At 38.2% G+C, this 12,849-nt stretch carries 8 protein-coding genes; all 8 read right to left on the bottom strand.

Annotated elements, in window-relative coordinates; genetic code table 11:
* Nucleotides 1–168: 168 nt before the first annotated feature.
* Nucleotides 169–1,035, bottom strand: coding sequence for a 3-hydroxybutyryl-CoA dehydrogenase (locus Q5760_RS09885; protein ID WP_428912016.1), 867 nt, complete (start codon nt 1,033–1,035; stop codon nt 169–171).
* 342 nt (nt 1,036–1,377) lie between these two features.
* Nucleotides 1,378–2,679, bottom strand: a complete 1,302-nt coding sequence (locus Q5760_RS09880) for a DEAD/DEAH box helicase (protein ID WP_428912015.1) — start codon at nt 2,677–2,679, stop codon at nt 1,378–1,380.
* 197 nt (nt 2,680–2,876) lie between these two features.
* A complete protein-coding gene (locus Q5760_RS09875; protein ID WP_428912014.1) occupies nt 2,877–3,404 on the bottom strand; it encodes a DUF1456 family protein in 528 nt (175 codons plus the stop codon).
* Nucleotides 3,405–3,515: 111 nt separating this feature from the next.
* Nucleotides 3,516–3,839: a hypothetical protein gene (locus Q5760_RS09870; RefSeq protein WP_428912013.1), complete on the bottom strand. Its 324-nt coding sequence runs from the start codon at nt 3,837–3,839 to the stop codon at nt 3,516–3,518.
* A gap of 81 nt (nt 3,840–3,920) precedes the next feature.
* The gene (locus Q5760_RS09865; protein WP_428912012.1) at nt 3,921–4,169 is read right to left on the bottom strand and encodes a hypothetical protein; all 249 of its coding nucleotides are present in this window, start codon (nt 4,167–4,169) and stop codon (nt 3,921–3,923) included.
* 628 nt (nt 4,170–4,797) lie between these two features.
* Nucleotides 4,798–5,274: a CarD family transcriptional regulator gene (locus Q5760_RS09860; RefSeq protein ID WP_428912011.1), complete on the bottom strand. Its 477-nt coding sequence runs from the start codon at nt 5,272–5,274 to the stop codon at nt 4,798–4,800.
* A gap of 613 nt (nt 5,275–5,887) precedes the next feature.
* Nucleotides 5,888–8,935, bottom strand: coding sequence for an FIMAH domain-containing protein (locus Q5760_RS09855; protein WP_428912010.1), 3,048 nt, complete (start codon nt 8,933–8,935; stop codon nt 5,888–5,890).
* A 426-nt stretch (nt 8,936–9,361) separates the two neighbouring features.
* On the bottom strand, nt 9,362–12,718 hold the full coding sequence (locus Q5760_RS09850) for a fibronectin type III domain-containing protein (protein ID WP_428912009.1): 3,357 nt from the start codon (nt 12,716–12,718) through the stop codon (nt 9,362–9,364).
* Between the last annotated feature and the right edge of the window lie 131 nt (nt 12,719–12,849).

The following is a 12,849-nucleotide window of genomic DNA, read 5'->3' as shown; positions in this document are numbered from 1 at the left end:
ATGCCACGATTAGCATGTAATCGCGGCAGATTTGCGTAGGGGTAGAAAAGGTGCTGCAAAGACCAGACCGATAATGGGTTCCGTCCCCACGATAAGTTACTCAAGACTGACCTCTAGCCGTTTTAAGATTTAAAACAGACTGTGAAACAAGATTTCCGGGAAGTGACACTATTTATATTCATAAAAACCACGACCTGTTTTCACCCCAAGCCAGCCAGCCTCAACATACTTTCGCAACAGTGGGCAAGGACGGTATTTAGGGCCACCAAACCCTTCATGGAGTACTTCCATAATCGCTAGGCAAGTGTCTAATCCTATATAATCTGCCAAGGCGATGGGGCCCATTGGGTGATTCGCACCAAGTTGCATCATTTTATCAATATCCTCTGGAGTAGAGATCCCTTCATAGACGGTATAGATTGCCTCATTAATCATTGGAACAAGAATTCGATTAACAGCAAAGCCCGGCATATCCTTTACAGCAACAGGTACTTTTTTCATATCCTTTGCCAAATCTTCAACAATCATGAAGGTTTCATCTGATGTAGCCATTCCTCTATTTATTTCTACTAGTTTCATCATTGGAACAGGATTAAAAAAATGCATGCCAATTACCCTTTCAGGACGTTTTGTGACAGCAGCAATTTCCATAATCGAAAGAGAAGACGTATTACTAGCAAGGATACAATGATTTGATGTCATTTCATCTAGTTTACGGAAGATATTAAGCTTTGTCTCTTTATTTTCAGTTGCAGCTTCTATCACCATTTCCACATCTTTTGCATCTTCAAGATTTGTAGAAATCGTTATTCTAGAAAGAATCTCATCTTTTTCTTTAACTGTTCTCTTGCATTTCTCGATATCACGATCCAACATCTTCGAGATTTTTTCTAATGCTTTCATAACAAATTCTTCTTTTATATCATTCAGAATTACTTGAAATCCTGACTGCGCCAGTACTTGAGCTATTCCACTTCCCATTTGCCCAGAGCCTACAATCCTGATCTTTTGAATCTTAACAGTGATTTCCCCCATTATTATGAATTGAAAACTATCTAAATAGTAAGAATCTTTATAAGTTCAATTTTAACACGAGAGAAAACTGGCATACCACCTTTTTGTAGAGTCACGCCTGGCGCACCTCGAAAAATCTCGTTTCATAAAATGTTACTCAAATGAAGTCCACACTTTTTTGCATGTCAGATAACCAGACAGTTCGTAGCCATTTACAAAAATATTTTTCCAGTGACTTCGAACCGTCTTGGTGGTTCATTTGGCAAAAAAATACTCCGATTATTTACCGATATCTGAAAAAGGGGTCAGTTATTCCATTTGTGCCCGTTCCATGTTTTTTACAGAGCACCTATGAGAAACTACCTATCGAGTACGTCTTCCCCCTCTTGTTGAAGGGCTTGAGTTTCTTTTTGTTTGACGATCATTCGGTTTTCTACCTGAAGAAAACGTTGCACCTTTGCTTCTGCCTTTTACACTACCTTCAGGGCGCTTTGTTTTTTTCATTTGCTCGCTTCTTACACTCTGATAATCCTCCCTATCCGGGATACTCACTCCTTTTATCACTTGTATTTCTAATCTTTGATGAATCCCTTTTTCAATCATTCGTAGGAACTCCAGATCTTTTGGATCCACTAACGTAATGGCCATCCCATCACCACCTGCACGACCCGTACGTCCAATCCGGTGAACATAGCTTTCCACATCTTGGGGAATATCATAGTTATAGACATGTGTTACCCCTTCTACATCAAGTCCCCGTGCAGCCACGTCTGTTGCAACTAAAAACTGCGTTTTCGCCTCACGAAATCGTTTCATCGCTTTTTCCCGTTTGGACTGTGTTAAATCCCCATGCAACTCGTCTGATTCATACCCGTTGGCAATCAAGGCATCATGAAGCTTTTTAGCACGAATTTTTGTACGACAGAATATAATCGCTAAAAATGGACGATGTTCTTGGATTAAATGGAATAAAGTGGCTTGTTTTCTCCGGTCCGTTGTTTCAATCACAACTTGTTTAATCTCATCAACCGTCACTTTTTTTGCTTTCACTTCGATAAACTCTGGCTTTACCATATATTTTTTGGCAAGAGAGCGAATTTCGTTCGGCATGGTTGCAGAGAACAGCATGGTTTGTCTAGAAGAAAGGGTTTCATAAATGATGTCATCCACCTCTGGAAGAAAACCCATCAGTAACATTTGGTCCGCTTCATCTAACACAAGCATCCCAATCGTTGAGAGATCAATGGTTCCACGGCGTATATGATCTAATAACCGACCTGGCGTTGCAACGACAATATGTTGAGCTCCTTTTAACTTTTTTAATTGATGCTCAACATCCTGACCCCCATATACAGCTAACACATTGACACCAGGTACGTTCTCAATCATTCTCTTGATTTCTTTTGAAATTTGCTGAGCCAATTCTCTTGTTGGCGTTAAAATAAGGGCTTGAACATTCGAGTTTTGCACATCAATCTTTTCAATAATGGGAAGAACAAAAGCCAACGTCTTTCCTGTTCCCGTTTGTCCTTTTGCAATCACATCCTTCCCCTGGAGTATGGATGGGATTGTCCGTTCTTGTATGGAAGTGGGCACGGTCATCCCTAATGACTTTAATGTATGGTTAATCTCTTTTCGAATCCCAAGTTGTAAAAAATCTACCAAGGCTAATCACGTCTCTTTTCGTATATTTAATAGCCCGTTTTTTTCTTCAAAGGCTTATTTACTATATCATATGAGTCAAGGGGACAGGTTCCTTGACTCATTTTCGGGGTGTGGTCGTGAGTCACGGGACCTGTCCCTCTGACTCACGTCGAATTTCATAAAACGAATATCCATATTCACGTTTTTGCTTGCCCCTATCATCCCCTGTATTTTAGTGCTAATCCTTTTAGGAAGTTCCTAGCGTATCGATCACCGCATACTTTATAATTCCGATGTCCTTCTTTTCTTAGTACAGCACCTAATTCTCCTTTTGTTATGTTGACACCTGCTGCTTCTAAAATATCAAGCATGTCCTCACTTGTTAATGCCAACGCTATTTTCACTCTCTTTAGTAGGATATTATTCACATTTTCATTACTCTTTAGTGGCTGCGCTGGTCGATTAGACTGATCTGTTTTTTGATCTTGTTTTCCTCTTTTAAAAATAATAAGACCATTTAAAAACGCCTCTAACATATGATTATCGCAATTAATCCGGTCTTCATTTTCACCTGTATCACGATCATACTCTTCCTCTTCCATATCGCTTTCATTTGACTTGATCAGTATTTTTAGCACTTCTTCTTTTGTCAATTCAACACCGCCGAGTTTAAATATCTCAACCATGTCAGAGTTTTTTATATCCAGCGCATATCTTAATCGAATTAATATATCATTATTATCCATCTTAAAAATCCTCCCAAATCGACAGTCACAGTGACTTGTCGAACTATTCTTCATTTCTCATGATTCTCAATGCCTTGATCTGTTTAACCGCCTCGTCAATTTCTTGAGAAGTTACGATTTCATTATTAATAAGCAGATTGTAATTTTCTTTAACAGCTCAGGAGTGATTTCGATCTTCTCGCTGGTTCCGATGTTGTGAAGGCTATTCACATCTTTAAGTTCTAAAACTAGTGGACGGTGATGCCCTAATTCATCCCAACCGTCACCTTCTACAATCGAAAAATCTTGCATATTTTCTAGATTCCCCTCATTTACAAAGCAATAGTGAACGTGAAAAGGCTTGTCCTTATGTCCATATTGATAGTAATTGCCATGACTTTCGAATCCAAATTTCATGATGATAATAATGATAACAACTTTTGAGTTGATGATCATCAAGTACATGAATAAGTGTATCGAAGCCTTTAATTCCAGAATAACTCGAAGGCACCTTTTTATCTACGTTAAAATCACCCATTATGATAACCTGGTCTGTATGTAGATATTGATCAATTCTTGTAGAGCTGTATAAACTAATTTTCCATATGTATATCCTGGCATTCTTCTTGCCCAAACTGCGAATAATGTGAAACTAGTAGCTCCAGTCACTTTTATTGGAATAACCCATTCATACTTGATCTCATCTACTAGTTGGGTCAGATTGTATTTCTTTGAAAATGACATGACACCTAGCCCTTTCTTCTTGTCATTTCCAACCCAACTCACATCATCATATTTGATAAAGTCCTGCAGGAAATCCGGATGAGGCAGTCTTGGATGATGGCGATATCGGGCGACAGCCTTAATACTTTATTACGGTCGAGTCTTCCTTGACTGTTCCATGAAACAACTATTTTCACATAATTCACTCCATATTTTTATGCATCTTAAAGTTAAAATAAATACTAATTATATAATTAGGATAAAATGTACCTTATTGAGTTAATAGTTGCTTTTTGGACTGATATTAAATTTATCACATTCATTAAACATATCAAATATCTAACCGGCTGTTTTATCACTTTTACTTTCCCCAATTGCTCAAATAGCACACAACTACTAGGATCATATATTTACTAATGAATGAAAAATAGTCTCCTCATTTTTTGAGAAGACTATATTTTTTGCGATATCTTAATTCAATACGAGATAAGTCCCAAAGAGTCAAGGGGACAGGTTCCTTGACTCATTTTTTGGGGTGTCCGTGTGTCGAGGGACCTGTTCCTCTGACTCAGTTGAAGGAGTTGAATGTCTTTTAAAAGATTATAAGATTAAGATTTACTTTTTTAAAAAACATATTCCCGAAAAATTCAGGATATTTCCGGGAGATGTAATCCATTATTTTAAATTAACGTTAATAGAAACTTTTTATTTGATTTTCAGTAATCCCTTTAATTAATTCCAGTTCGCTATTCAAAAATCCATGTGCGTTATCTAGCATTTTTTTTTCAGATGTATTAAGCGCTTTTTCCTTCTTCATACGCAATAAATCACGTACAACTTCAGCACATTCTTTTAGTTTACCTGTTTTAATTTTTTCCAAGTTCACTTGATACCTTTGTTTCCACGGCCGTAATATATCTGATTCTACATGCTGAAAAATGTGTATGATGTGTTTCAATTCATTTATGGTAGTAACTGGGCGTATACCAGAACTTAATATTTTACCCGTAGGAATCATGACTTGCATATTGCCAATTAACATTTTTATAACATAATACTGATTTGTTTCCCCTGAGATTTCCTTTTCTTCTATGGCTTCGATTATACCTACTCCGTGCATTGGATAAACAATGTTATCGCCAATCTGAAACAAATAATCCACCTCCATATATGGTAACCTTCTTAACCATAACACACATATAATTTTTAGCCAAATTTATAATAATATCATTAACTTATTTTTTATGTCAACCAATATATCTTAAAAAATAAAAAAAGCAAAACACCGACAAATGTAGATGGTTTGCTTTTTTTCTAATAGGAGTCAAGGGGACAGGTTCCTTGACTCATTTTTGGAAAGTGATTATTACCTCTATATGAACAAAAGAAGTCACTCCAAAAGGCACATTCCCCTCATTTAAAGCAAATAGAGATATAAACAGGGAAATTCCGTTATTGGAAATCTAGAATTATATATAAACTAAATAAACATCTTTATTTAAAATAAGGAGTTATGTACCTACTTAAATCAGTCACAATTATTGTTAAATATTCGAAGCATTTCGGATTATTAGAGAAAACTACAACCCTATTAACTAAGAAAGACATTAATAACATAATTTCAAGTTAGAGAAACGCTCTACAAACGAATTAAAATCATTAGAGCTAACTAACTGGAAATTTGATTCAAATTTCAGAAGATCTGCCATTACAAATTCCACGTAAATCTTGTATAACACTCAACCTCTCATTGTTCTCCTTCGGTAATGGAAATAGTCTTGTTATTCCCAATTCACAATCAAGGTATCTGCGTCAGCTTCGAGCGTTTCATAGGCCGTCTTTGAAATGTACTTATTGCGATTCTCAAGTAGCTGTTTAAAGCTATTCATGTGTTTGAGGACTTTCTCAGCTTCATTCTTACTTTCGAAACGCTCCACAGAAGTTAGATGTACGCGCAAGGAACGGGCCACACCATTGTTTGCGAATTCACCCGCTTTATCAAAATCATCAACAGCTTTCATTATGTCTGATACTTTTATGGGCTCTGGTGAGCTGACTTCAATCTTATAGACATCATTTGTCAGATTTCCTGAGCTGTCTTTTGCACGATAAGTGATCGTATAAGTCCCACGCATTGTAATCATCAATTCATTATCCAAAGCAACAATGGCATTTCCATTTGGATCCATGACGTTTGGATAAGGGAAAACTGTACCATCTACATTATCCGTTGCAGTAGCTGTAGGAAGATGTATAAAATCACCAGTAGCTGCATTTGTAGGAACAGCTTCATCCAGTGTGATGACAGGCTTTTGTGTATCCTTTGAATTAGAGTCTTTAATACCGAAAGGCTGGATCATCGTTTGACCGCCCGGACCGTACATTCTTGCACGAACGTATTTACTTACCCCAGGGGTTGTATTTACGTGAATCATGTTTCCTTCTGCAACTTTAACGCCATTTGCAGAGATCCACTCAATTTTGTCTGCACCTTTAACATCCAGAGTGATCGTTCCAGCATGGTTGTCTACACTGATGCTGTTGATCACTGGGGCTGGAATACCCGGATTGGTCTTATTATCGTCCTTTCCCATTTCAACACGATAAGAAGAAAAATAAGTTTGACCATTAATTAAAGCTTCTCTTGCATCATTCTGGTTAAGATCACTCAGCAGCATAGTTGTCCAGCCTGCGCCTAAGTGGTGAAGACCGTCCGAGTGCGTATCATCTGAAGCGGTTCCCCAAATATTGCGATTTGGCATCGTTTCTGTTAACAGCATGTCCCAAATCTTTTCACTGTGATTATTGGTGAATTGTCCAGTATTCAGCACCTCAATGCCTACAACATGAGGATTTTGTAGTAAGCTAAGATTCCCCGTTGGATCTTGCTCGGCACCACTCGTTCTTTTTGGATGAGCGATGTAGAGAAAACCGCCAAGCTCTCCGACATTTTTAATGTTTTGAGCCATGCCATTTGTTACATCTCGACCTTCGCCTTTACGATCATAATAAGTTGAGAAATAGCTTAGCATATGTTGATTTTTACTCAACTCATTGCCTGGGATAGAAAGCATGGATGAATCTGTTACACCATAATCGCTCCATGGGTAAGAAACATAATCATGTTCCGTAATAGCAAGTGCACCAAAGCCTTGGCTTTCGTAAGCTGCAACCCTAGAATCAACCGTGCCCGAAACACCGTCACTCCATTCTCCGATAGGTGCGTTCGTGTTAATCGTATGGTTATGCAGTGCTGTTTTCACTTGATGGGTCGCATCCCAATTGATCCCTTCATACGGATTTATAATATCCCATTTTGGATCAGACGGATCAACCGTCAAATTAAAAGATTGGGACATGCTTTTTGAACCGCTGTATACGGATACACTTACCTTATAAGTTCCTGCAACTAAAGCTTGATCCCCAACGATTAAAGCATTATTCACAATGGCGAATTGGCTATTATCGTTAGCAGCAGATGGATCAATATCTAGTTCATATCTATAATTTCTGCCATCTCCGCCCTTTGCTGAGAAGGTTGCAACTGTTGCATTTGGTTGGACGCTGGTTTTGCCTTCCTTTAGGAATACAGCTGGCGCCATCTCATATTCAACAATTTCCGTTTCTGCAACATGAATCATAAGACTTGCTTTTAAGTTATTTACATTCGTGATTGTCCCAGGCAATACGAGAGCCCCTTCGAGTGTATAATCACCCAGCGTATTTAAGTCCAGACTGCTTGTATCCCAAGTGACGGCAACATACTTCTGTCTGCCGTCATCGAGCGTAACTGATAGCGCTTCCGGAAGCACTAGGTCACTCATTGCAGATCCTGTATACACTGTAACCACATCAAGATCATTTATCGAAGCAACATTGCCCGGTACTGCATCAGTGTCCGTATTATAATTGTATTCTTGAACAGTTCCGTAGTATCCATCTTTGCCGACTACGGCTTTTACAATGGTATGTACAGGAATTTTAAATGGAGCGGTGAATTCTTTAGCTGTTTCAGACGAAGTTGGATTGCTGCCGTCTGTCGTGTAATAAATAGTGCTTCCAGTTGCAAGCTCGGCCCCGTCACCATTTTTCTGAATCGTAATCTCATTTCTTGATGTGAAATTCGATGGATCCGGTGTAACCTGCAACGTTACATTCCGGAAATCATAAACAGCTGCCCCTCCACCTTGTCTGCCGAATGTTGTTGTTGAGCCTTGCAAAACATAATTGCCGCGATATAATGCGTATCCAGCAGCATCAGTTGCTGTAATCGTTGAATCTTTAATGGTAATAACATTAGATTGTGTATTGGTATAAACCGCGCGTCCCTTTACCGTTGTAACCGTCGCATTGTCCAGATTGACCTTAATATTTGGGCCAACTGCATCAATTGTATAAGCGCTAGACGAAACAAACTGTGACTCTAGCTTTGCATTTACAACATTCAAGGTTGCGTTGTCTCGAACAACTACGGGATGACCTTCACCTGTAGAAGGCTGAAATACCGTAATATTATCCCCTATAGTGAGGGTTGCCCCCGCTTCAACTGATATTCGTTGATTGCTCAAATTAAGTATAACTGGTGATTCTGCATATAACTCAACATTGCCTTTGATGAACAAGTTGCTTGTGAAGGTCAAGTCACTGTCTAGCTTAACGATAACCTTCTCATCTGCAGTTTGAGATTTTGATACTTCTGAGACAAGGGATTCAAATGTAGTCACAGCCTCACTTGGTGATTCTGCGGCTGATACATTCACCCCTATCATGCTGAGGAAAATTGCTGCGACTAGCAGTACTTGTATTAATTTTTCGGTTGTGCTCCTCATGATATTTTTAACACTCTCCTTTTCTATTTTATACTTTAGTTTAACTATGTTATGTTAACTATTGATCAAATGCAGAATAAAATATTGTAAATTTTCAAAAAAAAAAAAAAAAAAAAAAAAAAAAAAAAAAAAAAAAAAATAATAATAATATAATCCTCATTAACCCTCTTGTCCCGTCTGGCTTTTGTTCCACTCATTAGAACAAATGGTTTTTTATCTACTATATAAAACACAGTTGAAATTCTTACCAAACCAACAACTGCGGATAAGAAAAAAAGATTCAAATCAAAACTAGAAAAAATAAAGCGAACAGTGACTGAGACTGTCCGCTCTTAATTAACTGCTCTTCTTGATCAAAAATGATATAGTGAAACTGATTTCATCGTTTGTTATTGCTCACCGAGATAAGTCACAGCGACTTGTTGATTAAGGAATAACGATTTCAATCGGAGCACCCGGATGGTTATAATCGACCTTCTTCCCATCAGCCCAAACACTCAATTTAATCATTGGTTTGTTGTCCTCCGAGTTTTCCGCTGTGATCACTAGCTTCACATTTTCTACTTTCGATAGTTTCGCATTACTTAGCATGTGACCTTGCAAGGTGATTGTACCGTATTTCGATGAAAGTGTAATCCTCTTATTTTTACCAGACTTATTCAAGAATTTTGTAGGTAAAGTCAACTCGTATACATTTGCTTCGCTTACATCCTCCAGTTGAATTTCAACCCTTTGCACCCCTTTATCTTTTTGTGCTTTTATAAAAGCGTCGTCAAGTTCTTCTTTGCTTACAATACCTTGTGCAACATTATCCGTTATTGTTAGATCCGGCTTTATCTCGTCATCAGTCTGAACCTTGATGACTGGACCATTCTTAATCCAATTCCCGCTCCCATCACTTACTTCAATTTTAAAGTTATATGATGTATCGGATGCTAAATTAGTTACTTTATAGGAATTTCCCTCAACTGTATCAATTAAAACATCATCTTGGAATATTTTATATTGTGTATCGGATGTTGCATTAGGTGATGCCCAATTCAATTTCACATTGTTATGTTTAATATCGCTAGCCGTTAACCAATAATCTGCTTTAGTAATCTTGATAGAATCATAGAGATAAGGCTTCTTTACGTAAGATAACGGATCGTTTTGATCAAATTTGAGAAAGTATGTGTCCAACGTAATTGAATCGTCTTCTACCTTAACTGCGGTAAAACTTTGTTCTTGAATTGCAGACGTATAGGAAGACGAGGCTTTATCAATGAACTCATAATCTGGAGATACATTATATAAGGTATGGTCATAATTAATTTTTTTATACCATTTAGAGTTCCCCATCGTACCATTGACGATATACAGCGGAGCATCCGGTTGTATATAAACATCGGTTTCACTATCTGCTAGCTTCAGAGATTTTGCATTGTATCCATCCTTAACAAATCCTCTTGAAAAATTGTGGTCATGTCCCATAAGAACAGCATCAATTTCTAATTCTTGAAGTGCAGGAGCTAGCTTGACCCGTAACATATTAATATCAGTATCATCTACATGGTCTGTAGCAGCATAAAGTGCTTTGTGTAACATCACTATATTCCACTTTTTACCTGCACTTTTGACATCTTCTTTCATCCAATCGATTTGAGTATCTAGATCCTCACCGTTATAACGCTCTGTATTTAGCACGACGAAATGAACAGGACCATAATCAAAAGAGAAAACATAAGGCAACACGGTATCAGGATTATTAATATAGTCAGACATATGCGCCTCCCTGTCGTGATTTCCAAGTGCAGCAACAACCGGTGTATTCATAAACAAATCTTGTGCAGCCTGATAAAAGACATCCCATTGTCCGTTGGAGTAGCCATTTTCGGTCATATCACCGGAAAAATATGAAAATGACTGGTCAGGAAACATTTCTTGAACAGCTCTAATCGTTGCAGCAGATGCCAAACTTGACGTTGTGCCTTGCGGATCGGTCATATAAGTGAACAAGAAGGGATCATCTGTCGCAGGGGCTGTTCGGAAGCTTCCAGTCGAACTCCATACACCTTCTTTTTCATCGCCAACTCTATACATATACTCAGTTCCAGGTTCTAAGCCTGTCACGTCAACACTATGAAAGTTTCGTATCCCGTCGAGTAATCGTTCATTTGTTGTCATATGAACTTCACGAACTTTATTCTTACCTTTAAAGCTTTTAGCATTATCGAATGAAATTTTTTCATTATTCGTCTTTTTAACAATCTCAACGGTACTATCTTGAAGTTCGATATTATAGGTAGTCCAGACAAAGGATGCGCTTGTTTTTGGATCCAGTGTAATTGCATTGCTTATATTTCGCGGAGTTTTATCTGTCAATGTTTCATACTTCGTATACAAGGTAAGAGAAGTCCAGCCGCTCTCCTTGCCTTCTTCACTTTTCACTTTCACCCAAATTGTATACTTTGTAGACGGTGAAAGCCCCTCAAATATCTTGCTAGACTGTTTCTGCCAAACTGTTTGATCTGAGGTTGGTTTTTTTTCGGACAGGATAATAGAATAATCTGAAATAACTGCCGATGGGTTTTCGGCATCACTAGCCTCGGCGCTAATAGTGATTGAATCAGATTGGATAAGGGATGCATTAGCCCTAATCTCAATACTTGAATTATAGGATTCGAAATCAAAGGTGAGCTCTTGGTGCTCAAATCCTTTCAGTACTGGAGACCGATATGTCTTTTCTCCATCAACAACGGTTAGCATTTCCCACGTATTATCAAAATCCCAGCCGAGTGCCTCGTAGGTTGCTTTATCGTACATTTCTGTTTCTGTCTTTAATATGCCTTCTACTGAATTTTCACCAGCAGTCCCTACTTTTTTAACTGAATCCCATGCTACGATATTCGAATAAGAAGCATTATCTAAAATGCGTCCTATAGAGGTACCTAATTCCGTTTCTGCTGTGAGCAGAGGGTTCACCGCAACACTATTTTTGACAACTCCCTCTCTTAAGTCCCCAACTAATCCCCCTACTCGTCTAATGCCGTTAATAACGCCTGAAGCATAACTATTCTCAATCGTTGTCCTTGGATTAAGCACTCGGCCGACTAGTCCGCCTTGGCTATCACCGCTACCTTCCTGTTTAACGTTAATGATAGAGTAGCTATTTTTGATCGTTGGTTGTGCAGCCTCAACTGTATCGGGTTGCGGGATAGTACCTGAAGTATCAGCTGGTATTCTGCCAGCAATTCCCCCTATACTGTGTGCGTTACCGATGACTTCACCCGTAACATAGACGTTTTCAACAGTCCCCCATAACATTCCAGCCAATCCACCGACCGTATTCGAGCCACTAACGTAAATATCTACGAGCGCAAGGTTTTTCGCAACGGCTTGGACATTAGAATCCCCAAGATGATTAAAAAAGCCTACTGTCCCTGATGATGGTCTATCAATTCGTAGGTTGGAAATCGCTTTGTAGTTTCCATCAAATGTACCGTAAAATCTCCCAAAGGGATTAAAGTTCGTAATGAGAGACATATCAATATCGTTCATTAATTTGTAGTAGCCAAATTTAGGAGCATCATCGCTCCCGTAATTTTGACTTAAATATAACAGTTGTTCTGGAGAACTAATTTCGTATATGCCTTCGGAATTTAGAACAGGCTTGTCCTCAGCAATAAATTCCTGCGCAAAAACCGAGGTTTGCATTTGAACTATAAATAAAGAGCAAAATACGAGAACAAGCAAACTAGAAAATAGCCACGTTCTCTTTGATATTAACCTGTGTGTTGACATCTTTCTTCCTCCTAAGTTTTTTTATACACTATTTATTCAGCTTATCAAACCTATACACTTAGTTAGTTAGAATTTTGTAAATAGATAGTAAATTTTTAAGTTGCTTTTACTAGATTCATAAGAGAATTCAA

Source organism: Niallia sp. Kr1 (assembly GCF_050389805.1).
In the GTDB taxonomy this organism is placed as follows: Bacteria; Bacillota; Bacilli; order Bacillales; family Cytobacillaceae; genus Bacillus_BD.
This window is presented reverse-complemented; position numbering and strand designations above follow the sequence as displayed.